Source organism: Paracoccus stylophorae (assembly GCF_028553765.1).
In the GTDB taxonomy this organism is placed as follows: Bacteria; Pseudomonadota; Alphaproteobacteria; order Rhodobacterales; family Rhodobacteraceae; genus Paracoccus; species Paracoccus stylophorae.
On the sequence record NZ_CP067134.1, the window covers coordinates 2,888,884 to 2,911,904 of the forward strand.

The 23,021-nt window shown below is 66.7% G+C and carries 28 protein-coding genes; 15 read left to right on the plus strand and 13 right to left on the minus strand.

What is annotated here, in order from left to right; translation table 11 throughout:
* The first annotated feature begins 47 nt into the window (after positions 1–47).
* A complete protein-coding gene (gene rpsU / locus JHW45_RS14220) occupies positions 48–254 on the plus strand; it encodes a 30S ribosomal protein S21 (protein WP_022705914.1) in 207 nt (68 codons plus the stop codon).
* Positions 255–424: 170 nt separating this feature from the next.
* Positions 425–1,123 carry a hypothetical protein gene (locus JHW45_RS14225; protein ID WP_272858254.1) on the plus strand — a complete coding sequence of 233 codons (699 nt, stop codon included), beginning with the start codon at positions 425–427 and terminating at the stop codon, positions 1,121–1,123.
* On the opposite strand, the gene JHW45_RS14230 is transcribed toward JHW45_RS14225, so the two are convergent.
* Complete coding sequence (locus JHW45_RS14230; protein WP_272858255.1) at positions 1,098–1,559, minus strand: Lrp/AsnC family transcriptional regulator; 462 nt, start codon at positions 1,557–1,559, stop codon at positions 1,098–1,100. The two genes, JHW45_RS14225 and JHW45_RS14230, sit on opposite strands and share 26 nt — an antisense overlap.
* A 149-nt stretch (positions 1,560–1,708) precedes the next feature.
* On the opposite strand from JHW45_RS14230, the gene ald reads away from it, so the two are divergent.
* Positions 1,709–2,827 (plus strand): alanine dehydrogenase, encoded by a 1,119-nt coding sequence (gene ald / locus JHW45_RS14235; protein WP_272858256.1) that lies wholly within the window; start codon positions 1,709–1,711, stop codon positions 2,825–2,827.
* Between the two features lie 17 nt (positions 2,828–2,844).
* On the opposite strand, the gene mscL is transcribed toward ald, so the two are convergent.
* The 3 genes from mscL to JHW45_RS14250 all read right to left on the minus strand — a co-directional run bounded on the left by mscL (position 2,845) and on the right by JHW45_RS14250 (position 4,721).
* Positions 2,845–3,282 carry a large conductance mechanosensitive channel protein MscL gene (gene mscL / locus JHW45_RS14240; protein WP_272858257.1) on the minus strand — a complete coding sequence of 146 codons (438 nt, stop codon included), beginning with the start codon at positions 3,280–3,282 and terminating at the stop codon, positions 2,845–2,847.
* 270 nt (positions 3,283–3,552) lie between these two features.
* Positions 3,553–4,185, minus strand: a complete 633-nt coding sequence (locus tag JHW45_RS14245) for a DsbA family protein (protein WP_272858258.1) — start codon at positions 4,183–4,185, stop codon at positions 3,553–3,555.
* Positions 4,179–4,721: a DUF721 domain-containing protein gene (locus JHW45_RS14250; protein ID WP_272858259.1), complete on the minus strand. Its 543-nt coding sequence runs from the start codon at positions 4,719–4,721 to the stop codon at positions 4,179–4,181. The genes JHW45_RS14245 and JHW45_RS14250 overlap by 7 nt, the downstream gene beginning before the upstream one ends.
* A gap of 85 nt (positions 4,722–4,806) precedes the next feature.
* Here JHW45_RS14250 and JHW45_RS14255 point away from each other — a divergent pair, with 85 nt between their 5' ends.
* Entirely contained in the window at positions 4,807–5,832 is a 1,026-nt protein-coding gene (locus tag JHW45_RS14255) for an A/G-specific adenine glycosylase (RefSeq protein ID WP_272858260.1), read from the plus strand.
* Between the two features lie 10 nt (positions 5,833–5,842).
* On the plus strand, positions 5,843–6,982 hold the full coding sequence (locus JHW45_RS14260) for an alkane 1-monooxygenase (RefSeq protein ID WP_272858261.1): 1,140 nt from the start codon (positions 5,843–5,845) through the stop codon (positions 6,980–6,982).
* Here JHW45_RS14260 and JHW45_RS14265 read toward each other — a convergent pair whose 3' ends face one another.
* The 6 genes from JHW45_RS14265 to JHW45_RS14290 all read right to left on the minus strand — a co-directional run bounded on the left by JHW45_RS14265 (position 6,983) and on the right by JHW45_RS14290 (position 12,664).
* Positions 6,983–7,774, minus strand: a complete 792-nt coding sequence (locus JHW45_RS14265) for a hypothetical protein (RefSeq protein WP_272858262.1) — start codon at positions 7,772–7,774, stop codon at positions 6,983–6,985.
* Positions 7,771–8,823, minus strand: coding sequence for a GSCFA domain-containing protein (locus JHW45_RS14270; protein ID WP_272858263.1), 1,053 nt, complete (start codon positions 8,821–8,823; stop codon positions 7,771–7,773). The genes JHW45_RS14265 and JHW45_RS14270 overlap by 4 nt, the downstream gene beginning before the upstream one ends.
* A gap of 101 nt (positions 8,824–8,924) precedes the next feature.
* Positions 8,925–10,055 (minus strand): site-specific DNA-methyltransferase, encoded by a 1,131-nt coding sequence (locus tag JHW45_RS14275; RefSeq protein ID WP_272858264.1) that lies wholly within the window; start codon positions 10,053–10,055, stop codon positions 8,925–8,927.
* 89 nt (positions 10,056–10,144) lie between these two features.
* Positions 10,145–10,777, minus strand: a complete 633-nt coding sequence (locus JHW45_RS14280; protein WP_272858265.1) for a ribonuclease HII — start codon at positions 10,775–10,777, stop codon at positions 10,145–10,147.
* Positions 10,774–11,253: an ureidoglycolate lyase gene (locus JHW45_RS14285; protein ID WP_272858266.1), complete on the minus strand. Its 480-nt coding sequence runs from the start codon at positions 11,251–11,253 to the stop codon at positions 10,774–10,776. The genes JHW45_RS14280 and JHW45_RS14285 overlap by 4 nt, the downstream gene beginning before the upstream one ends.
* A 190-nt stretch (positions 11,254–11,443) precedes the next feature.
* Positions 11,444–12,664, minus strand: a complete 1,221-nt coding sequence (locus JHW45_RS14290; RefSeq protein ID WP_336385791.1) for an MFS transporter — start codon at positions 12,662–12,664, stop codon at positions 11,444–11,446.
* A gap of 217 nt (positions 12,665–12,881) precedes the next feature.
* Between JHW45_RS14290 and JHW45_RS14295 the strand changes: the two genes are divergently transcribed.
* Complete coding sequence (locus tag JHW45_RS14295) at positions 12,882–13,637, plus strand: GntR family transcriptional regulator (protein ID WP_272858267.1); 756 nt, start codon at positions 12,882–12,884, stop codon at positions 13,635–13,637.
* A gap of 39 nt (positions 13,638–13,676) precedes the next feature.
* Here the strand turns inward: JHW45_RS14295 and JHW45_RS14300 are convergent, their stop codons facing one another.
* Positions 13,677–14,993, minus strand: a complete 1,317-nt coding sequence (locus JHW45_RS14300) for a TRAP transporter large permease (protein WP_272858268.1) — start codon at positions 14,991–14,993, stop codon at positions 13,677–13,679.
* Positions 14,994–15,282: 289 nt separating this feature from the next.
* Here JHW45_RS14300 and JHW45_RS14305 point away from each other — a divergent pair, with 289 nt between their 5' ends.
* The gene (locus JHW45_RS14305) at positions 15,283–16,596 is read left to right on the plus strand and encodes a L,D-transpeptidase family protein (protein ID WP_272858269.1); all 1,314 of its coding nucleotides are present in this window, start codon (positions 15,283–15,285) and stop codon (positions 16,594–16,596) included.
* Positions 16,593–17,411, plus strand: a complete 819-nt coding sequence (locus JHW45_RS14310; protein WP_272858270.1) for an extensin-like domain-containing protein — start codon at positions 16,593–16,595, stop codon at positions 17,409–17,411. The genes JHW45_RS14305 and JHW45_RS14310 overlap by 4 nt, the downstream gene beginning before the upstream one ends.
* A gap of 3 nt (positions 17,412–17,414) precedes the next feature.
* Here the strand turns inward: JHW45_RS14310 and JHW45_RS14315 are convergent, their stop codons facing one another.
* Both JHW45_RS14315 and JHW45_RS14320 read right to left on the minus strand, forming a co-directional pair.
* On the minus strand, positions 17,415–18,146 hold the full coding sequence (locus tag JHW45_RS14315) for a Crp/Fnr family transcriptional regulator (protein ID WP_272858271.1): 732 nt from the start codon (positions 18,144–18,146) through the stop codon (positions 17,415–17,417).
* 83 nt (positions 18,147–18,229) lie between these two features.
* The gene (locus JHW45_RS14320; protein WP_272858272.1) at positions 18,230–19,597 is read right to left on the minus strand and encodes a FliI/YscN family ATPase; all 1,368 of its coding nucleotides are present in this window, start codon (positions 19,595–19,597) and stop codon (positions 18,230–18,232) included.
* A gap of 97 nt (positions 19,598–19,694) precedes the next feature.
* On the opposite strand from JHW45_RS14320, the gene JHW45_RS14325 reads away from it, so the two are divergent.
* From JHW45_RS14325 to flgA, 7 genes are read left to right on the plus strand one after another with little or no spacing between them, the layout of a single operon-like run.
* A complete protein-coding gene (locus JHW45_RS14325; RefSeq protein ID WP_272858273.1) occupies positions 19,695–20,087 on the plus strand; it encodes a FlgB family protein in 393 nt (130 codons plus the stop codon).
* An 11-nt stretch (positions 20,088–20,098) separates the two neighbouring features.
* Positions 20,099–20,491 carry a flagellar basal body rod protein FlgC gene (flgC, locus tag JHW45_RS14330; RefSeq protein WP_272858274.1) on the plus strand — a complete coding sequence of 131 codons (393 nt, stop codon included), beginning with the start codon at positions 20,099–20,101 and terminating at the stop codon, positions 20,489–20,491.
* Between the two features lie 11 nt (positions 20,492–20,502).
* A complete protein-coding gene (gene fliE, locus JHW45_RS14335) occupies positions 20,503–20,793 on the plus strand; it encodes a flagellar hook-basal body complex protein FliE (RefSeq protein WP_272858275.1) in 291 nt (96 codons plus the stop codon).
* 3 nt (positions 20,794–20,796) lie between these two features.
* Positions 20,797–21,066 carry a flagellar biosynthetic protein FliQ gene (locus JHW45_RS14340; protein ID WP_272858276.1) on the plus strand — a complete coding sequence of 90 codons (270 nt, stop codon included), beginning with the start codon at positions 20,797–20,799 and terminating at the stop codon, positions 21,064–21,066.
* Between the two features lie 3 nt (positions 21,067–21,069).
* Positions 21,070–21,786: a flagellar hook-basal body complex protein gene (locus JHW45_RS14345; RefSeq protein ID WP_272858277.1), complete on the plus strand. Its 717-nt coding sequence runs from the start codon at positions 21,070–21,072 to the stop codon at positions 21,784–21,786.
* 13 nt (positions 21,787–21,799) lie between these two features.
* Positions 21,800–22,585 (plus strand): flagellar basal-body rod protein FlgG, encoded by a 786-nt coding sequence (gene flgG, locus JHW45_RS14350; RefSeq protein ID WP_272858278.1) that lies wholly within the window; start codon positions 21,800–21,802, stop codon positions 22,583–22,585.
* Entirely contained in the window at positions 22,585–22,998 is a 414-nt protein-coding gene (gene flgA / locus JHW45_RS14355; RefSeq protein WP_272858279.1) for a flagellar basal body P-ring formation chaperone FlgA, read from the plus strand. Before flgG ends, flgA begins: the two co-directional genes overlap by 1 nt.
* Positions 22,999–23,021 lie beyond the last annotated feature (23 nt).

Genomic DNA, 23,021 nt, shown 5'->3' on the forward strand with positions numbered 1-23,021 from the left:
CCTCCTGCAATCTTGCAACTCTAACCTAGGAAGGTGGTGACAACCACATGCAGGTCAATGTTCGCGACAACAACGTCGAACAGGCGCTTCGCGCCCTGAAGAAGAAACTTCAGCGCGAAGGGGTCTTCCGCGAAATGAAGCTGCGGCAGCATTTCGAGAAACCGTCGGTCAAGAAAGCCCGTGAAAAGGCCGAGGCCGTCCGCCGCGCCCGCAAGCTGGCCCGTAAAAAGGCGCAGCGCGAAGGCGCGCTGTAAGCGCCGGCGCGTCGGATCGACGCCGCGAATCGTACAATTCAGACCGGCCTCTGCCCTTTGGCGGGGGCCGTTTTGCTGTGTGAAACGATGCGGAATCGCTGGACATCGCTGTTTTAGACGGCAAAACGATGTAGATGTTGCACGACCCCGCCCGAAAAACGGAAGACTCCATGCGCCTCTCCAACACTGCCCCGGTCCACGGGACCACGACCAATCCCGGCTGGTCCTTCGATGTCCGGCTGGCGGTCTGGCTGGTCGCGCTGGATGTCACGCTGGTGCTGATCTACCTGGTCCTGGGCTATATGGTCGTGATCGGCAGGCTGGGCGAGATTCCGCATCTGCTGAATGTCGGCCGCGACTGGAGCCTGGGCGAGATGATCGGCTATGCGAAATGGATCTTTCTGATCGCGGCGATGATCGTGTCCTATCGCCGCGCGCCGAATTTCATCTTTCTGGCCCTTGCGCTGCTGTTCATCGTCACGCTGGCCGACGACACGCTGCAACTGCACGAAACGCATAACCGCTGGACCACCCGCAGCGGCCTGATCGAACGGTCCGATCTTGCCCTGCGCGAGGTCGGCTATTTCGCGACGGTCGGGCTTGCGGTCGCGGTGCCGCTGCTGATCGGCTGGTTCCGGGCGGACCCGCCGCTGCGGCGCAAGGTCGCGCCGCTTCTGCTGCTGTTCGGGGCCATCGCCTTTTGCGGGATCGGCGTCGATTTCATCCATGCCTCGCTGCCCGACCGTTCGGTGGGTTCGGGGCTGGCGGGCGCGGTGGAAGACGGGGGCGAGATGATCTTCCTGTCGCTGATGTTCAGCTATGCCATCGCGACATTCTGGCGGCCTAGACCGGGATCGCCGTCGTCCTGAACACGGTGCGCAGCGCGAAACTGGAATGCATCTGCGCCACGCCCGGCAGGCGGGCCAGATGCTGGCGGTGGATGCGGGCGAAGTCGTCGGTATCTTCGACCACGATCTTCAGCAGGTAATCCGCCGCCCCCGCCATCAGGTGACATTCCAGCACGTCGGGAATGGTGCGCACGGCGCGTTCGAACCCGTCCAGCAATTCGTCGGCCTGCCCCGACAGGGTGATCTCGACGAACACGGTGGTCTGGCGGCGCAGCGCCCGCGCATCCAGCAGCGCGACATAGCGCGAGATCACGCCGCTCTCCTCAAGCCGCTGAACCCGCCGGTGGCAGGCCGAGGGTGACAGGTGCACGCGCTGCGCCAGTTCGGCGTTGCTGATCCGGCCTTCGGTCTGAAGCTGCGCCAGAATGCGGCGGTCGATTGCGTCAAGTTCGCTCATGCCCAAGCTTTCCGCGAAAACCCGTGCCCGCGCCAGCCCGTTTCGCGTCGTGCGGCGGGGCGCGGAGGTGACGGTTTTGCTACACTTCGCGCCTCTTCCTTGTCACAATCGCGCCACGAACGGATCGCAGAAACCTGGAAGGAGCGGCGATGAAGATCGGATGTCCCAAGGAAATCAAGCCGCAAGAGTTTCGCGTGGGCCTGACCCCGGCCGCCGCGGCCGAGGCCGTGGCGCGCGGACACGACGTGCTGGTCGAGACCGCCGCAGGTGTCGGGGCCGGATTTGACGACGACGATTACAGCGCCGCCGGTGCCGCCATCGCCCCGGACGCGCAAACCGTCTTTGCCGACGCGGAGTTGATCGTGAAGGTCAAGGAGCCGCTGGCCTCGGAACGCAGCCTGCTGCGCAAGGGACAGGTGCTGTTCGCCTTTCTGCATCTGGCCCCCGATCCCGACCAGACGCGGGATCTGCTGGACAGCGGCGTGACGTCCATCGCGTATGAGACGGTGACCGACCGCGCCGGCGGCCTGCCCCTGCTGGCGCCGATGTCCGAGGTGGCGGGAAAGCTTGCGCCGCAGATGGGCGCGTGGACGCTGCAAAAGGCCAATGGCGGGCGCGGCACCTTGCTGGGCGGCGTGCCCGGCGTTCCGCCCGCCCATGTCGCGGTGATCGGCGGCGGGGTCGTGGGCACCCACGCCGCCCGCGTGGCCGCAGGCATGGGCGCCGATGTGACGGTGCTGGACAAATCGCTGTTCCGCCTGCGCTATCTGGACGATCTGCATCGCGGGCTGTTCAAGACGCAGTTCGCCAACACCGCCAATATCGCCACGCAGATCGCGCTTGCCGACATGGTCGTGGGCGCGGTCCTGATCCCCGGCGCGGCCGCGCCGAAGCTGGTCGCGCGCGACCAGCTTGCGACGATGAAGCCCGGCGCGGTGCTGGTCGATGTGGCGATCGATCAGGGCGGCTGTTTCGAGACGTCGAAACCCACCACCCACCAGGACCCGATCTACGAGGTCGACGGCATCATGCATTACTGCGTGGCCAACATGCCCGGCGCGGTCGCCCGCACCTCGACCATCGCGCTTGGCAACGCGACGCTGCCCTTTCTGCTGGCGCTGGCCGACAAGGGGTGGCGACAGGCGATCACCGACGATCCGCATCTGCGCGCGGGCCTGTCGACCCACGAAGGACAGCTGACATCATCGCCGGTGGGCGAGGCGTTGGGCATCGGGGCGATTCCGGCCGACGATCTTCTGGCCGGCTGAACGGCGAGGACGTGCCGTCAGACGGCCGAACGGCCGGCCAGAAGATCGCGGATCTGGGCCAGCAATTCCTCTTGCGTCGGACCTGCGGGCGCGTCCTCGATCTCTTCGCGGCGCATGGTGATGTCGCGGGCGCGGTTGACCGCCTTGACCAGCAGGAACACCACCCAGGCCACGATCAGAAAGTTCAGCACCGCCATCAGGAAAGCGCCATAGGCGAAGATCGCCGCCCCGGATGCGCGCGCAACCTCGAGGCTGGCTCCGTCCGGGACGTTGCCCGACAGCACCAGATACTTGTTCGTGAAATCGATCCCGCCGGTGAACAGCCCGATGATCGGGTTGATCAGATCGTCGACCATCGAGCCGACGATCGCGGTGAACGCCGCACCGATGATGATGCCGACGGCCATGTCCATGACATTGCCGCGGGCGATGAACTGCCTGAATTCCTTCAGCATGAAACCTGCCATCCCCATGAAACGCGCGCTTGGGCGCAACAGGATGGGATGCTAGATCGCTTTGCCGGTTCGGCCAAGCGTTCGACCGTCGCGGATGGGGCAACCCGCGCATTTTCAGCCGGGGCGCGGCAATTTTGCCGAAATATCAGCGTGCCGGCACAACCGGAACGAAAGCCTGAACCGCCGCGACACGCCCAGGCAGCGATGCGTCAGGTCGGCGGGCCGTATCGGGACGGCCCGCCGACATGCCATATCCGGCCTGGCCGTGCCCTAGCCTTCCAGCTTGGACTCGATCACCGCCTTCAGATCCTCCCACGGCTGGTTCATCACCTTCTCGCCGCCGATCACGAAGGTCGGTGTCGCGTCGATGCCGTCTTCGGTCGCGTTTTTCTGGAAGGTCGCGATCAGCTGTTCGGCCTTGGCGCTGTCGTCCCAGCACGCGGTCATCTGGTCGTCGGTCATGCCCGCCTTCAGGCCGATCTTGCGCAGGTTGTCGGCGATCTCTTCGCCGTTGCTGCCCGACAGCCATTTCTTCTGATCCTCGAACAGCATGTCCGAGACGGCATAGTATTTGTCGTCGCCGCCACAGCGCGCCAGGATGCCCGCCCACAGCCCGACCTGATCGAAATAGACGTCGCGCTGGATGAACCTGACCTTGCCGGTATCGACATATTCGGCCTTCAGCTTGGGCCAGTTCTGGTCGTGGAACGCCGCGCAATGGCCGCAGGTGAAGCTGGCATATTCCACGACCGTCAGCGGCGCATCCTGAGCCCCAAGCGGAATGTCGGGCAGCGTCTGGACCTCGGCGGTCCCGGTCGCCTCGGCCTCGGCCTGCGCGTCCTGTGCCAGTGCGGGTCCGGCCAGCACCAGGGCCAAGGCAGTTGCGACAGAGCGGATCAACATGAAATATCCTTTCGGTTTCTTCGGGATGAGAGGTTCAGCGCCAGCCGGGCCATCGCCTCGGCCAGCGCCGGATCGTCGAATTGCGCCGCCACGTCCTGCGCGCGCGACTGCGCCTGCGGGTCGGGCGCGGGTTCGGGGCGCGGCGCGGGCGCGAATCTGGCCTGACCCTCGGCAAAGCCGCTGGCGTCGGTCTGGGTCAGCACGATCTTCTGGATCGCGTTATAGCCATAGCAGGCGTTCACCCGGTCGCGCAGCTGCGGCACCTGCATCTCGACCATGGGCGCGACCGGACCGGTGGTCAGCAGGGTCAGCGTCGCACCGAACCCGCCGCGGCTGTGGCTGATGCGGACCGGGCGGGTCATCGCGGCCAGCCGGTCGCCCGCGATCTCGGGCCAGTGGGTCAGCAGACGGCTTATCGCAAAGCCCCGCCCCTCGGCCGCCTTGCGCACGCGGTCGGCCAGCAGGGACGACGCCGCCTCGAAGCCGCGCTTGCGGCGGCGGGGCGGGGTGTTCGGTCTTGCTGGCCTCTGTGCCATCTTCGCCTGATCGGTTATCACGGGCCCATTCTTACTGAGCGGGCACGCCGGATGAAAGCGCGCTGCGGGGCGAGGGGTCTGAAAATTGCGTGACAACAAGGTGATCGCGCCGCATCTGCTGGACTGGTACGACCGCCACGCCCGCGACCTGCCATGGCGCGTTCCGCCGGGCGGCGGCCGCGCCGATCCGTATCGCGTCTGGCTGTCCGAGGTCATGCTGCAACAGACCACCGTGGCGGCGGTAAAGGACTACTTCATCCGCTTCACGACGCTGTGGCCCACGGTTCAGGATCTGGCCGCAGCGGATGACGCGGATGTGATGGCTGAATGGGCCGGGCTGGGATATTACGCCCGCGCCCGCAACCTGCTCGCCTGCGCAAGGGCGGTGAGTGCGGCGGGCGGGTTCCCCACCACCCGCGACGGTCTGCGCACCCTGCCGGGGATCGGCCCCTATACCTCGGCCGCCATTGCCGCCATCGTCTGGGACCTGCCGGAAACGGTCGTTGACGGCAATGTGGAGCGCGTGGTGGCGCGGCTGTTCGCCGTTCGCACGCCGCTGCCCGCCGCCAAGCCCGAACTGACCGGGCTGGCCGAAACCCTGACGCCACGGCAGCGCGCGGGCGATTTCGCGCAGGCGATGATGGATCTGGGCGCGACGATCTGCACGCCGCGCAACCCCGCCTGCGGCATCTGCCCGCTGATCGACGATTGCGACGCCCGCGCGCAGGGAATCGCGGCGGAACTGCCGCGCAAGGCGGCCAAAGCCGCCAAACCGTCCCGCATCGGCATCGCCTGGATCGCGCGGCAGGGCGAGGCGGTGCTGCTGGAGGAACGTCCCGCACGCGGGCTTCTGGGCGGCACGCTGGCCTTTCCCTCGGCGGGGTGGGACGGGCGCGATCTGCCGCCGCCCGGTGTCGCCGACTGGCACGAGATCGGCGAGGTGCGGCATGTCTTTACCCATTTCAACCTGTCGCTGACGGTGATGATGGGCGATCTGGACGGCGCGCCCGACCGTGGCCGTCTTGTGCCGCTGCGGCAGATCGACCGCAGCGCCCTGCCCGGCCTGATGCGCAAGGTCTGGGATATGGCGCGATCCCGCATCGCGGCCTAGACTGCGCCGCATGACGCCACCCGCCCCCTCGATCCTGCCCGCCGCCGCGCCGTTCTGGATGTCGGTCCTGATGCTGCCGCTGGTCGCCCTCGCCGCGACGCAGGGCGGGTTCTGGTGGATGCTGCTGCCCGGATACGCCTGGTATCTGACGACCGCGCTGGACGGGGTGCTGGGCCTGAACGCCAACAACCCCGATCCGCAGACCGAAACCCGCCGCCTGTTCTGGCATCGCGCCGTCACCATCGTCTGGTTCCCGCTGCAATTCGGCGCGATCTTCGGGACGATCTGGTATGTCAGCCATGCGGGCCACCTGTCGGGGGCCGAGAAACTGGGCCTGTTCTTCGGCATCGGCGTGCTGTCGGGCACGATCGGCATCGTCTATGCCCACGAGTTGCTGCACCAGAAGACGCGGCTGGAACGCTGGCTGGGCGATCTGCTGCTGGCCAGCGTGCTGTATTCGCATTTCCGGACCGAACATCTGCTGGTCCACCATTCCTGGGTGGCCACGCCGCGCGACGCGGTCTCGGCCCGCTATGGCGAAGGGTTCTATCGCTTTTTCTGGCGCGTCCTGCGCGACAGCCCGGTCAGCGCATGGCGGGCCGAATCGCGGATGCTGGCGCGCGCGGGACGCCGCATATGGGACCGGCGCAACCCGTTCTGGCGATACGGCGCGCTGCAACTGGCGATGATCGTGCTGGCGCTGATCCTGGGGGGCGCGCAGGGGCTGCTGCTGTTCGTCTTTCAGGCGTTCATCGCGATCTGGCAGCTGGAGCTGACCAACTATGTCGAACATTACGGGCTGACGCGCCGCCATCTGGGCCAGGGTCGATACGAACATATCCAGCCGCATCACAGCTGGAACGCCAGCCACACGGCGTCGAACTGGCTGCTGATCAATCTGCAGCGCCATTCCGATCACCACTACAAGCCCGACCGCCGCTTTCCGCTGTTGCAAACTTATAACGAGGATCAGGCCCCGCAACTGCCGCTTGGCTATCCGGCGATGACCTTCGTGGCGATGGTGCCGCCGTGGTGGCGGCGGCGGATGAATCCGCGCGTGCGGGCATGGCGGCGGCAATTCTATCCCGATATCACGGACTGGTCGGCCTATGCGTCCGGCGATCTGCCGATGCCGCGCAACGCGCTGTGATCACCCGTTGCGCAGCGCGGACCACGCCTGATCCATGACCAGCGCGCCATAGGCCGCGTTGGCGTGTTCGTAATCGTCATCGGGATGGGCGGCCCCGTCGACCGGCGCCAGCCGCCGCGAGCCGCGCATGAAACGCGGATCGGTATAGAACCGGCCCACCAGCGCCTCGTCCGGCCAGTCGATCACCCGCGCCGACGCCCCGAAAACCCGTTCGCGCGCCTGGCGAAAGACATCCAGCCAATGATCCGCATCGCCGCGGGCGATCAGGTCCAGATAGATCGCATAGCGGTCGGCATCCTGCGCCGCATCCGCCGACAGCATCGGTTCGGGCACGACCACGACCGGCTTTCCCAGCCCCGCGATCCGCGAGAGCAGCTTGCCGGCCGAGGATTGCGCCAGCCTTGCGTGCAGCGCCTGTTGCAGAAAGCTGCGTCCGACCAGTTGCGGGCGGCTGTCGCCGGCGGCGATGGACGGGAAATCGAGGCTGCGATGATCGGCGCAGATTGCCGCCATCCGGATCCACGAGACACCCCCCGCGATCACGAACGCATCGAACCCGGCGATGTCCAGGCTGGGCACGTGGTTGTAGTATCGCAGCTGCCATCTTGCCGCGTCGGTCATCGGCACCAAGCGGTCGCCGCGCAAATCAAGCTCGCCCAGCCTGTTCGCCAGAACGCCGAGGAAATAGATGTCCCATCCCGGCCAGCGTTCCGGCTGCGCCGCATGGGCCAGCCGCAGCGCGCCCAGATGCGAATTGCCGATGAACAGCACGCGCGGCAGCGACAGGCTCATTCTCCGAACGCCTCAAGCAGCGCCTCTTCGCAGATCAGATCGACGTCGTCGGCGCCGGGCGGCGGGTCGGCGCGCCGTTCCTTCAACCCGTGCGCGGCAAGAAAGACCCGCATGACAGTGGCCACGCCTTCGGTCGTCACCTGCCGCAGCCCGTCGTCGAAGAAACGGCCGCGCGCGGCGGGGTTGGTCACGATCTCGTAGGACGGGAAGTAGTCGACATCGGCATGGGCGGCGGCGAAATCGCCGGCGGCGGCGCGCAGCGTGGCCTTGGAATACTGGGTCGCGGGCAGGACATGGCCGCCCGACGCGGTAGCGGCCAGCGGCACCGGCGAGACGGTCAGCAACAGGCCCATCGCCGGGTTGAATTCGTGCAGCATGTCGCGCAGCCGCGCCAGATCATCGGCAACCTGAGGATAGGCGAAGTTCACGAATTCATGCAGGTCGGGGTCGAACCGTCCGGCGATGACGCCGGGACAGGTCGGATAGACACGCCCGGTCGCACGGTTGCGCCACGCCTCGGTCAGGCCGAGGGTGAAGACGAAGATGTCGGCCTGTTCCAGCATCGGCCGCAGGCGGGCCAGATGGCGGCGACGGATCTGCAAGACCTCGTCGGCGCTGTCCAGACCGTCGGGGTCAAGCCCCGGCCGCATCGCGTCGTGAAACCGCCCATCGCGCTGCCACACCACGTCCGGGTCGGGAACCTGCTGCCCGACCTCTTGCAAAAGCTGCACCATCTGGCGGACGGTGTAGATGTTGCCGTAACGCCCCGAATACAGCCCGAATCCGAAACGCTGCGCCAGCGCGGGCGGAATGCCGGGCGGCGCGGGTTCGGCGTCCAGCAGCGTCACCCCGGCGGATCGCAGCGCCCGGCCGATATGCTGCGCGAAACAGCTTCCCGCCGTGGCGACGCGGGTCTTGCCGCCCAATCGCAGCCTGGGCGCATGGACCCCCTGCGGGGCGTCGGCCGGGGTCTCGGCGACCGCGCGGCGCCAGAAAGCCGTGGCGGGAAGATCTGCGTAAGGGTGGGACATGGCAAGACAGATATGCATGTGCGGCCCGCATTGAAAAGGCCCCGCCATGCAAAGATGGCGGGGCAAGTCGGTTCCGCCGCGCGGCAGGCGACGGAACGCTGGCGAAACGTGAAGATCGGTCAGTTCGGGCGCGTGACCTCGCCCTGCATCTCGGCGCGGATCTGCTGGCGCAGGATGTCGATGGGGATCATCTTGCCCTCGCGCCGGAAATGCCAATAGGTCCAGCCGTTGCAGGACGGCGCGCCTTCCAGCGCGGCGCCGACCTGGTGGATGCTGCCCTTGACGTCGTTGCCGATCAGCGAGCCATCAGCGCGCACCTTGGCCTTGTGGCGGCTGCCGATGGAATAAAGCTGTTCGCCCGGACGCAACATGCCGCGTTCGATCACCTGACCGAACGGCACGCGCGGTTCGGCGCGCTTGGCCCGGGTGGTGGCGATCGCATCGGCGTCAAAGCGGCGGATGCGGTCCAGCCGCTTCTGCGCCACCTCGCGATAGGCGGCCTCGCGTTCGATGCCGATAAAGTCGCGGCCCAGCATCTTGGCGACCGCGCCGGTCGTGCCGGTGCCGAAGAACGGGTCCAGCACCACATCGCCCGGATTGGTGGTCCCGACCAGCACCCGGTGCAACAGCGCCTCGGGCTTCTGCGTCGGATGCGCCTTGTCGCCGTTCGCATCCTTCAGCCGTTCGCCGCCGTTGCAGATCGGCAGCACCCAGTCCGACCGCATCTGGATGCCTTCGTTCAGCGATTTCAGCGCCTCGTAGTTGAAGGTGTATCTCGACGCCTCCGACCGCGAGGCCCAGATCATCGTCTCGTGCGCGTTGGTCAGGCGCTTGCCGCGGAAATTCGGCATCGGGTTCGATTTGCGCCAGATCACGTCGTTCATGATCCAGAAACCCTGATTCTGCAATTCGGCGCCGACGCGGAAGATGTTGTGATAGCTGCCGATCACCCAGATCGCGCCATGCGGTTTCAGGATTCTGCGGGCGGCGGCCAGCCAGTCGCGGGTGAAACTGTCATAGGCGGCAAAGCCCGAAAACTGGTCCCAGTCGTCATCGACGGCATCGACGCGCGAATTGTCCGGGCGGTGCAGATCGCCGCGCAGTTGCAGGTTATAGGGCGGATCGGCAAAGATCAGGTCCACGCTTTCGGGGGGAAGCGAATTCATGATCTGGATGCAGTCGCCGGCCAGGATCCGGTTCAGGGGCAAGGGCCGCGCCGCCGTGGCGCGCTGGTCTTCGATCTTCGTCATCTCTGCCTCGTGGGGATGCCGGCTTTGGCCGGTCTGGTATGTCCCCAAAGATGAGTCAGACCCGATTCGTCGTCAATTTGTTTTTTGAATCAACAGCTTGCGGAAGGGGCTTTACACAATATATTGTGCACGGGCGCGAACGAACGCCTATGATGGGGCGTCACTCCAAGATCTAGCAGGGCGCGGCGATGCGCGGGCGTGGCATAGCCCGCGTTTGCCTCCCAGCCATAGCCGGGATGCTGTTGCGCCAAATCCACCATGATGCGATCCCGCAACACCTTGGCCAGGATCGAGGCCGCCGCGATGCTGAGACAGCGCCCGTCGCCGCCCACCACAGCCTCGGCCGGGCGGCCCAGATCGGCGGGGATGCGGTTGCCGTCCACCAGCACGTGACAGGGCGCGCGGCGCAGACCGGCGACGGCGCGGCACATCGCCAGATGCGCGGCGTGATAGATGTTGAGCCGGTCGATATCGCCGACCGCGACATGGGCAACCGACCATTGGCAATGCGCCATGATCCAGCCTGCCAGAACCTCGCGCCGCGCGGGCGTCAGTTTCTTGGAATCGTTCAGCCCGTCGGGGATACTGGCGGTGTCCAGCACCACGGCAGCCGCCGTCACCGGCCCCGCCAGGGGTCCGCGCCCGACCTCATCGACGCCGGCCACCAGCCGCGCGCCGCGCGCGAGGGCCAGGGTTTCGAAACTGTAATCGGGCAGCGTCATGCGGTGATGGTTACAACCGGAATACGCGCCTCTTCAAGGTTCACGCCATCGCCGTCCCGGTCGATCACCAGAAAATCCGCCGCGCGGTCCAGCGGCGTCAGCACGCCGTGCCAGACCCCGGCAGCAAGGTTCACGCCCACGCCGGCGGGCACCAGAAACGCGCGCGGCGTGCCGGGTCGGCCGTCCGCATCCGGTGCCACGACCGACAGCCACGGGTCCGGCCCCAACGGCATGAACGCCTGCGAGCCAAGCGGATGGCGTTCCAGCAACGCGCACTCATAGGGCAGGCTGACCGGCTGCGACCGGAAGATCGAGATGATCGCCTCGCCCCCGCCCCGCTGCACCGTGGCCAGCGCGTGGTGGCGTTCGCAGCGCCCCTCGTTGATCATCCTGTCGGGCGCGGGTCGGGGCGCCAGAACCTGGCCGAAGGGCGCGAAGGCCTGATGGCTGATCGGCTCGATACGAATGGTGGTCATCTTTGTCCTCCTTGCCGCGCTGTAGCGCGGCGGATCGCGCCCGTCGAGAAGGCGGGAGAAGGGCGGGGTCGCGGCACGCACCCTGTTGCCGCTTACTTACGGCCCTCAAACTCCTGATCTAAAATGATTTTCCGTGCCGCCACCCGGTTCGGCACGCCGCCCGCGGATAAACTGTTTTCACGATCCGGGCTTACCGGACCGAGCGCGGCAGAAAGATCGTCAGGATGCCCAGCACCGGCAGCATCGAGCACAGCACGAAGACAGCCTCGATCCCGCGCGCATCGGCCAGCAGGCCCAGTGCCGCCGCCGCAATGCCGCCCATGCCGAAGGAAAAGCCAAAGAACAGCCCCGCGATGGTGCCGGTGCGGCCGGGCACCAGCTCCTGCGCGAAGACCACGATGGCGGGAAAGGCCGAGGCAAGGATCAGCCCGATCACCACCGCAAGGATGCCGGTCGGGATCAATCCGACATGCGGCAGCGCCAGCGTGAATGGCAGAACGCCCAGGATCGAGAACCAGATCACCCGCAGCGGCCCGACCCGGTCGCCCACCAGCCCGCCCAGCATCACGCCCCCCGCCATGCCCGCCAGGAACAGGAACAGCATGATCTGTGCGCCCTGCGGGCCAAGGCCGAACTTCTCCATCGTGAAGAAGGTGAAATAGCTGTTCATCGATGCGTTGTAGATGTTCTTGGTGAATGTCAGCAGCGCCAGAACGATGATGGCGCGCAACACCGCCCCGCGCGGCATCCTGAGGGTGGTGTCGGCCTTCGCCGCCTGCGCGCGCCGCCGCCCCTCGGCCCATGCGCCCACGCGCCACAACAGCCCCGCGCCGACGGCCGCCGCCGCCGCGAACCAGGCCACCGCCGGCCGGCCAAGCGGGACGACGATGAACGCGGCCAGCAGCGGCCCAAGCGATTGCCCGAAATTGCCGCCAAGCTGGAACAGCGATTGCGCCGTGCCGAAGCGCCCGCCCGAGGCCAGACGCGCGACCCGCGAACTTTCGGGATGAAACACCGCCGATCCGATCCCGATCAGCATCGCCCCCGCCAGCAACAGGCCGTAATTGGGCGCAAATGCCAGCAAAAGCACCCCGCAGAAGGTCGAGATCATGCCCACCGGCAGCGACCGGGGCTGCGGGCGGCGGTCGGTCGCGGCGCCGATCAGCGGCTGCAACAGCGACGCGGTGACCTGAAAGGCAAAGGTCATCACCCCGATCTGGGCATAGCTGAGGCTGAATTCGGCCCGCAGCAGCGGATAGATTGCCGCCAGCATCGACTGCATCACGTCGTTGACCATGTGACACAGGCTGATGGCCAGCAGGATCGGCCAGACCGTACCCGTCGCCTGTCCGGTTCCGGGGGAGGACACGGCGGCGGTCGGGGCTGTCGGGATCTGTGATTCGCGGTTCATGTGCCGGCGTCCCGTCCGATTGTCTTGCACGACCTGCAAATAGCAGAGCCGGGCGTGATTGAGAATATGCCTGTCGCACAACCCTGACGGTCAAGCGATTGTCTTTAAGCACAGGTTTGCGCCCGAGACGGTCGGTTTTGTCTATTTAGACAGGTTTTCCCTTTCCTATACGCTATGATTGTTAACGGAACAGTCAGTTATCGAGTTTGAAGTCATCATGACGAAGTTACCCAGTCCGGTGGCGCGCTCGCTGAGGCCCACGGGCCTTGCGCGCGCGTCGAAACGCATGAACACGTGGCAGTCGGTCCGGGCCGAGGTCATGGAAAAGATCCGTTCCCGCGAATGGCCGCCGGGTGAGCTGATTCCGACCGAACAGCAGCTTGCGGTGCAGTTGGGATGCGCGCGGGCGACGGTGAACCGGGCCCTGCGCGAACTGGCCGACAGCGGGATCATCGAACGCCGCCGCAAGGTGGGAACGCGGGTGACGGCCACCCCCTCGCGGCGCGCGACGCTGGAAATGCCCGTGATCCGCGACGAGATCGAGGCGTTGGGCGCCAGCTATGATTATCGCATGACCAGCTTTTCGCGCGCGCATCCGACCGAGGATGTCATCCGCGCCTTGCAGGTCAGCGCCAGCGACGAGTTGATCCTGGTCAAGGCGCAATATCTGGCGAACGGTCTGCCGCATTGCTGCGAGGCGATCTGGCTGAACCCCCGCGCCCTGCCGCGCCTGTCGGAAGAAGAGGTCGAGACGCAGCCGGCGCATGAATGGCTGGCGCGCAACGTGCCGCTGACGCAAGGCCGCTTTGCGATCCTGGCCGAAGGCGCGACCGGCGACTGCGCCCGCAACCTGCAAGTGAACAGCGGCACCCCGGTCCTGACCATCGAGCGCACGAACTGGAGCGATGCGACCCCCGTCTCTTTCGCGCGCCAATTCTATCCCCCCCAGCACCGTCTGGTCTCCGAGGACTGAAAACGGGTGATCGCGGCGCCGCATGTTGCCGCGCCGCGGTCACATCGACGATGGAAGCAGCGTCGAGACGACCGGGAACAGGATCAGGATCAGCAGAACCAGCATGTCCACGGCCAGAAACCGGGCAACGCCGGCAAAGATGCGGTCGGTCGTCACCTTCGGCGTGACCTGACCGATGACGAACACGTTCAGCCCGACCGGCGGCGTGATCAACCCGATCTCAAGCAGCTTGATCACGATCACCCCGAACCAGATCGGGTCCAACCCATAGGCTTCGACCAGCGGGATGGCGAAGGGCAGCGTCAGCACAAGAATGCTGACCGGGTCCAGAAACAGCCCAAGAAGCAGATAGACCGCCACCACCGCCGCGATCGTCAGGAAGAACGGCATCTGCGCGACCTCGGCCCAGACCACGACATGGGCTGCGGTGCCGGTCAGGGCGATGACGCCCACGAATATTTTCGCCACCGCCACGATCAGCAGGATCGTCAGGCTTTGCACCGCGCTTTCGCGCACGGCGCGCCACAGCACGTCCGGCGTCAGCCGCCGCTGCGCAAAGCCGATGACCAGCGTCAGCGCGACGCAGATCGCCGCAGCCTGTGTCACGCTGACGATCCCGCCATAAATGCCGCCCACGATCACCGCGAACAGCAGCAATGCGGGCCAGGCGGCGATGGCGGCCTCGGCCCGGCTGCTGCAGGCATCGGCGGTTCGGGGCGCGGCCTGCGGATGCTGGCCGACCCACCACGCGATCACCGCCAACATCCCCGCCAGCGACAGAAGCCCCGGCAGAAGCCCGGCCAGAAACAGCCTTGCAATCGAGGTGTCGGTGAAGATGCCGTAAAGGATGAACAGCACCGATGGCGGGATCAGTGACCCCAGCGTGCCGCCCACGGCCACCGATGCCGTCGCAAGCTTCGGGTCGTATCCAGCGCGCAGCATCTCGGGGACGCAGATCCGGCCCATGGTCGAGGCGCAGGCGACGGACGACCCCGAAATCGCGGAAAACCCGCCGCATCCCATGACCGCGGCCATCGCCAGCCCGCCCGGCATCGGGCGCAGCCAGACTGCGGCGGCGTCATAGATGCGGGTGCTGATGCCGCTGTAGAAGGCGACGTTTCCCAACAGGACGAAAAGCGGGATCATCGCAATGTCGGGGGTCTGGACCAGTTCGATCAGATCGCGAAAGACCGCCGATGCCGCAAGACCCGGCCCCGGCATCCCGCTGCCCGCCCCGAAGATCAGTGCCGCCACCGCCACGGCCACGCCCGCCAGAACGGCCGGGATCGGCGCGCGCAGCATCAGAAGGATCGCGGCAAGCAGCAGGCCCAGAACGCCGATGGCCGCCACCGCCATCTCAGCCCGCCTCGCGCCCGGTTTCACAGGCAGATGCGGCCGGGACGCGACAGGGCTCGCCGCCGGCCCGGCGCATCCGGCAGGGCGATGCAACGCATGTCCGGCGACCGGCGATGCCCGCCGCACGCATGGCGCGGTTGTTCGTCATCCTGCCCCCCGTCCTGCGATCCAGCTTGCGACGCCACTCGGCTGGAATCAACTTGGAATTGACCCGATCGTGACCGGCGGGATATCTGGCGCTTTCCTGTCGAACGCGGGATGCTGCGACGACCCACACCCGGAGAATGTCATGCCGACCCGCCTTCCCACCGCCCATCTGGCCGCGCTGATCCTGCTGATCGCGTCCGGTGTTCCCGCCTTTGCGCAATCCGACACCGTCTTCACGGCGTCGCAGATCGAGGATGCGGGTTACGATGGCGGCGATCTGCCGCCCGGACGCTCGGCGCTGACGGCGAAGGTCCAGGTGCTGCTGGACCGGTCCGGCACGTCGCCCGGCGTGATCGACGGGTTCAAGGGCGGCATGAGCCAAAGCGCGATCATGGCGTTCGAGCGGCGTTCGGGCCTGCCGATGGACGGCGTGATGGACCCGCATGTGTGGAACCTGCTGCAAAGCTTTGCGCATCAGCCGATCACGATGGAGTATACCATCACCCCGCAGGACGCCGAAGGACTGGTCGATGCGATCCCCGCCGATTACGCCGAAAAGGCCAGGATGAGCTCGCAAGGCTATACCAGCATCGCCGAAAGGCTGGGCGAACGCTTTCACATGGATGAAAAGTTCATCGCCTTTCTCAATCCGGGGGTGGCGCTGGAACCGGGGGCCACGATCAGGGTGACCGATCCCGGCAGTCCGGTGAAGGGACAGGTCACGCGCATCATCGTCGACAAGGCCAGCCGCCGGGTGGCCGGCTATAACGCCCAGGGCAGGATGATCGTCGATTATCCGGCCACGATCGGGTCGGATGCCACGCCCTCGCCCTCGGGCGATCATCACGTGGTGACGGTGGCGATGAACCCGAACTATACCTACAACCCCGCGCGGAACTTCAAGCAGGGCGACAACGACAAGCCGCTGATCGTGCCGCCGGGGCCGAACGGGCCGGTCGGATCGGTCTGGATCGATCTGTCGAAACCCAGCTATGGCATCCACGGCACGGCGACCCCGTCGCGGCTGTTTCACAACCAGTCACATGGCTGCGTCCGCCTGACCAACTGGGACGCCGAGGAACTGGCCGGCATGGTGCGCGCCAATGTCACCCGGGTCGAGTTTCTGGAACCCGGCGTCACCATCGCGGACGTCACCGGGGTTGCCCCCTCGGCTCCCGTCCAGACGTCGCAACCGCTGGAACAGATCGCGGCCGAGGCTCAGGTTACGGACGGCGAAACCCCGGCGGCGGATGCGGCCGCGACCGCCGCGCCGCTGGATTTCCCCGATGATCCGGGCGCGCAGACGGGTCTCGCCGGCGCCAGTCTCCACGAGAACACCTCGGAGGAGGAGGCCGACGCGGCGGCGCAGCCATCTTCGGCCGATCCGCTCAGCCAGGCGCTGTCGGGCGCGCTGCCCGATGGGTTCGTCGCCCCGCCCCTGGACGAAGGTCAGTGATCGGTCGCGCGCTGGCCATCGCGGCGGCATGTCTGTGGGCGGGTCTGGCCGGCGCGCAGGAACGCCCGCCGCACCCGCCCGAACCCGCGCAGCAGGACGAGGCCGAGGGTTCCTCGGCCCGCCCGCCGGACAAACCCGATGCGCCGCAAGATGGCGCCGCACCGCCCGAGGAACAGGCCGACGCACCGGACGATGCAGAGGTTCACGGCCCGCCCCCGCCCCCGCGCTGGTATACGCTGCGCGAGACCGATCAGGAATACGCCGCCTGCCGCCTTGCGCTTGCGGTTCTGGGAACCGTCTATCGCGAAGAACCGCCCCTGACCGACCCCGACGATCGCGATTGCGGCATCGCGCGCCCGATCCGCGTCACCCGCATCCTGCCCGATCTGTCGGTGCAGGGCGGGGCGGTGATGCGGTGCGACACGGCACGCGCGCTTGGGTTCTGGGTGCGCGACTTTCTGCGGCCGGCGGCGGCCACCCTGCCCGGCGCGCCGCGCGTGACCGGCCTGCAACCGGGATCGACCTATGATTGCCGGGCGCGCGTCGGCACCGGCAAGGCCCGGCCGCGCCTGTCCGAACACGCGCTTGGCAATGCCATCGACATCATGGGCTTCACCTTTCAGGACGCCGACCCGCTGCGCGTCGCGCCGCGCCGCGACAGCGGCGACCGGACCGAGGCGTTCCAGCGCGCGATTCGCGGCGCCGCCTGCCTGTTCTTCACCACGGTGCTTGGCCCCGGCGCCAATGCCGCGCACGCGAACCATCTGCATCTGGATCTTGCCGACCGGCGCGGCGGCTGGCGTCTGTGCCAGTGACGCTCAGCGGCTGATCTGCTGCATGTCCAGATAGGTCGGATCGAAATGCGCAAGCGCGGTCAGACCCTTCCAGTCAAGGATGGTAACCTCGGCCCCCGACCAGCGGATCAGTTCGCGATCCCGCAATTCCCGCACCGCGCGGTTCACGTGGATCGGGGAATAGCCCAGGATGATCGCCAGTTCGCGTTGCAGCAGCGGCAGTTCGAAACGGTAACCGCTGGTCGCGCCGACCGCGTTCAGCCGCGTATGGATCTCGCACAGCAGATGCGCCAGATGCGCGCTGGATCGCAGCGTCGCGGCGGCCACCAGCCATTGCCGGTGGATCGCCCCGTCGATCAGCGTCGCCAGCCACAAAAGCCGGGTCAGATGGGGAAAATTCTCGGTAATGTCGATCAGTTGTTCATGGCTGACGAACTCGACCTCGGCCGGCCCGACCGCGATCACCGAATGTTCAAGCCCGGCCAGCACGAATCCGTGCAGATCGACGAAATCGCCCGGCACCTGCAAGGCGGTGATTACCCGTTCCTGCGGACGCCCGATCACCTTGTGGGACCGCGCCGAAATGCCGCGCAACATCATGCAGCTGCGCTCGGCCAGACGATCCTCGGGGACGATGACCTCACCGGGGGCAAAGGACACGTGCTGCGTCTGCAACGCCCGCAGGCGTTTCAGATCGGCGTCCGAAAGCGTGTCGCGCTGTTCAAGATAGCGGATGAAATAATCGCTGATCGCCATCCGCGTCCCCTTTGCAACGGCTTGAAGACAGTCGCAAATTGCGGTTTTCCGCGCAATGGCAACAGTCCTGCTTATAACATTCATCAAATCCGGACGCTGCCCCCGCCGACAGGCTGTGGCGCACGACCGGCGGGTTTCGGCCGTGCCCGCGGGCGCAGCGCCTCGGACAGGGCGGCAAAGCCTTGTGCGATCCCCTCGCTTTTCCGCGTCACGAACTCGTCCAACTGCGGATAAAGCTGCACCGCCTCGTCCAGAAGCGGGTCAGAGCCGGGGGCATAAAGCCCCGCGCGAATCATCAGCTCGGATTCGGCATAGGCGCCCAGGGCCGCGCGCGCCCGACCGATCAGGGCGTTTTCCTCCTCCGTGGCGGCATCGGGCAGCGACCGCGATACCGACCGCACCACGTCGATGGCCGGGAACCGCCCGCGTTCGGCGATGCTGCGTTCCAGCACCACATGCCCGTCCAGCGTGCCGCGCAGGATGTCGGCCACCGGCTCCTCCATGTCGGACCCGGCCACCAGAACGCTGAAGATGCCGGTAATGTCGCCGCTGCCCTCAAGCCCCGGACCGGCGCGTTCGGCCAGCGCCATGATCAGGTTCGACACCGAGGGCGGAAATCCGCGATAGCTGGGCGGTTCGCCCGCCGTCAGCGCGATTTCGCGATGCGCCTCGGCAAAGCGGGTGATCGAATCGGCCAGCAGCAGGACGTGTTTGCCCTGATCGCGAAAATGCTCGGCCACGGCCATCGCCGCCCAGGCGCAGCGCCGCCGGATCAGGGGCGAGCGGTCCGAGGTCGCGGCCACGATCACCGCCCGCGCCATGCCGTCGGGCCCAAGCGTGCGTTCGACGAACTCGCGCAACTCGCGCCCCCGCTCTCCGATCATGGCGATCACGACGACATCGGCCTGAACCCCACGCGCAAGGTTGGACAGCAGCGTCGATTTTCCCACGCCCGACCCCGCGAACAACCCGATTCGCTGCCCGGCGACCAGCGGCAGCAGCGTGTCGAACACCGCCAGCCCGGTCGGCAGTCTTCGGCCCAGCCGCTTGCGCCGCACGGCGGGCGGCGCCTCGGCACGGAACGGGCGCGGGGCGAGGCCGCGCGGCAGGGCGCGGCCGTCCAGCGGCTCGCCCAACGGGTCGACGATCCGTCCGATCCAGGCATCGCAGGGCGCGATTGTCGGTGCGAACAGCAATTCGACCTCGGCCCCGACCGACAGCCCTTCGGGGTTTCCCTCGGCCAGCACTTCGGCGTGGCGCGGCGCCAGCCCGACGATTTCGCCGGTCACGGTGCCGTCAGGTCGCGACATCGCGACCCTGTCGCCGACCGAGGCATGGCGGTTCAGACCCTCGACCCGGATCAGCCCGCCTTGGACCGACTGCACGCGGCCGAAATGCCGCAGCATCGGCAGATGGCGCAGGCGGTGACAGATCGATTCAAGTTTATCCATTTCACGGCGCTCCTGTCCGGCACGCATCCGGCGGCCTGAAACTGTTTCTAAACCAATTGGGGTTAAGACCGGGTTATCGCCACTGAGGAGAAGCCTCATGCTTGAAAGAATCGAAATGATGCGGATGGCGCGCGCCATGGGCCAGCACGTCGCCGAACGTCAGACGATGGTGGCCCGCAACATCGCCAACGCCGATACGCCCGGTTTCAGGGCGCAGGAGATGGAGGGTTTTCAGGACAGCTATCGTCGGCGCGGCGATGCGGCGGCCCTGCGCACCACCGACCCGCGCCACCTGCCGGACCCGCACTGGTCGCCCGCCGGCACGCGGATCACCGAAACCGACAGCGGCGTGTCGCCCAACGGCAACTCGGTCTCGCTTGAGGACGAGATGTTCAAGGCCGCCCAGCTGAAGCGCGACCACGACCTGTCGCTTGGCATCTATCGCTCGGCGCTGGACCTGATGCGGACCAGCATCGGCCGGCGCGGCTGAAGGACCTCACCATGACCGAACCCCTCTCGCCGCTGCGGCTGTCGGCATCCGGCATGCAGGCGCAAAGCGAACGCCTGCGCCGCACGGCCGAAAACATTGCCAATACCGACACGCCCGGCTATCGCCGCAAGCTTGTCACGTTTCACGAGGCCGCGCGGTTCGGCCGCCCGACCGGCGAGGTTCAGGCGTCGCGCACCCTGCTTGACCGCACGGAACTGCCGCGGATCCACGATCCCGCGCATCCGATGTCGGATGAGAACGGCTATTACCTCGGCTCGAACGTGAACCTCGTGGTCGAGATCGCGGATTCTCGCGAGGCCGGTCGCAGCTATGAAGCCAACCTGAAAATGTTCGAACAGACCCGGCAGATGGGCGCTTCCCTGCTGGATCTGCTGCGCCGCTGAAAGGATTTTCCATGATTACCGCATTTGACGCCGCCAACGCCTATTCCGCCGCCCGCAGCGCGGTTCGGCCGGGATCGCCCGCCGCCCCCTCGCCGGTCGAGAAGCTGGGCCAGGCGGCGCAGGATTTCGCCGCGCAGATGGCGCAGGTCGATGCCGTCGCCACCGGCGCGATGACCGGCCGGACCGACACGCATCAGCTGGTCCAGACCATCGCCGAATCGCAGCTTGCGATGGAGACGGTCGTCGCGATCCGCGACAAGGTGGTCGAGGCGTATCAGGAAATCCTGCGGATGCCGGTCTGAGCCATGACCACCGAAACGCTGCTGTTCGACATGCTTCGCCAGGCGCTGCTGATCGCGGTGCGCATATCCGCCCCGATGCTGGGCGTTGCGCTGATCGCGGGCGTCGTCATCGGCCTGTTCCAGGCGCTGACCTCGGTGCAGGAAATGACGCTGACCTTCGTGCCCAAGGTCGGGCTGATGCTGATCGTCTTCTGGGTCACGATGAGCTTCATGACCACCGCCCTGTCCGATTTCTATCTCGGCCAGATCATCCCCCTGATCGCGGGCAGCTGATCCATGGACAACGCCATCTATGCCACGCTGACGCGCCAGACCGGGCTGATGAACGAAATGCGCGTCGTGGCCAACAATATCGCCAATGCCGGCACCACCGGCTTTCGGCGCGAAGGCGTGATCTTTGCCGAACACCTGACGGCGCTGGACCGGCAGGGCGATACGTTGTCGATGGCCCACGCAAAGGGGCGGCAGGTCGATCTGCGACAGGCGGCGCTGACCCAGACGAACAACAGTTTCGATCTGGCGATCGACGGCCAGGGGTTCTTTCTGCTGGACACGCCCGACGGTCCGCGAATGACCCGGGCGGGCGCCTTCATGCCCTCGCCCGAGGGCGAGTTGATGACCGCCGATGGCCACCGTCTGCTGGATGGAGGCCGGGCGCCGATCATCATCCCGGCCGGCGCAAGCCGCGTCGCCGTGGGCGCCGACGGCACACTGTCCGCCAACGGCGTCAGCTTTGGCCGCGTCGGTGTCTTCGCGCCGCCGGAAGACGCGCTGATCACGCATGACGGCGGAACCGGCTTTGCCGTCGATGCCGATCCGCAGCCGGTCGAGGATGCCCGCATCCGACAGGGTTTCCTGGAGGAGTCGAATGTCGATCCGGTGTTCGAGATCACCCGGATGATCGAAATCCAGCGCGCCTACGAGCTGGGCCAGTCCTTTCTGGATCGCGAGGATCAGCGCATCCGCAACGCGATCTCGTCCATGACCCGCTAGACAAGGAGCCGCCATGAGAGCCCTGCAAATCGCCGCCACCGGCATGAGCGCGCAGCAGACCCGCGTCGAGGTCATCTCGAACAACCTCGCCAACATGTCCACCACCGGCTACAACGCGCGCCGCGCCGAATTCGCCGATCTGCATTACCAGCAGGCCACCCGGCCCGGCACCGTGACCGCCGCCGACGGCACCGTGATCCCGGCAGGGGTGCAGCTGGGGCTGGGCGTGCGGCCAACTGCGGTCAGCATCAACCTGCAACAGGGGTCGCTGAACCAGACCGGCGGCGATCTGGACATGGCCATCGACGGCGACGGCTATCTTGAAGTGACGCTGCCGTCCGGCCTGTCGGGCTATACCCGCGACGGCGGGCTGAAACGGTCGGCCGAGGGTCAGATCGTCACCTCGGACGGCTATCCGGTCGTGCCCGGCATCACCGTGCCCGACGACGCGCGCTCGATCTCGATCAACGCGGGCGGAGAGGTCTATGCCTATTTCAACGACCGGGTCGAGCCCGAGATGCTGGGTCAGTTCACGCTGGCCGGTTTTGCCAACGAAAAGGGGCTTGAGGCGATCGGATCGAACCTATTTCTGGAAACCGCCGCCTCGGGCAACGCGCAGATCGCCAATCCGGGGCAGGACGGGCTGGGCACGCTGCGGCAGGGCTATCTTGAGGAAAGCTCGGTCGATGCGGTGCGCGAGATCACCGAACTGATCAAGGCGCAGCGCGGCTATGAACTGAACGCCAAGGTCATCACCGCCGCCGACCAGATGCTTGGCGCGACCACGCAGGTGCGCTGATGATCCGCGTCCTTGCCCTGATCGCGCTGCTGCCCGGCCCGTTGCAGGCCGGGGTTCTGGCAGCCGCCCGCACCCTGCCCGCCGGCACCGTCATTTCCGCGTCCGATTTGCGCGCTGTCGACAGCGACCGTCCCGGCCTCAGCGATCCGTCACAGGCCATCGGGCTTCAGACCCGCATCACCATCTATGAGGGTCGGCCGATCCACGCCAATCTGCTGCGCGCGCCCCGGCTGGTCAGCCGCAACCAGATCGTGCGCCTGTCGTTTCAGCGCGGCGCGCTGCGCATCGAAACCGAAGGCCGCCTGCTTGGCGACGGCGCGGCGGGCGATCTGGTGCGGGTGATGAACCTGGATTCGCGCAACACCATCACCGCCCGCGTCATGGCCGATGGCAGCCTTCTTGCAGGCCGCTGACGCGCAGGACAGACAAGGAAAAC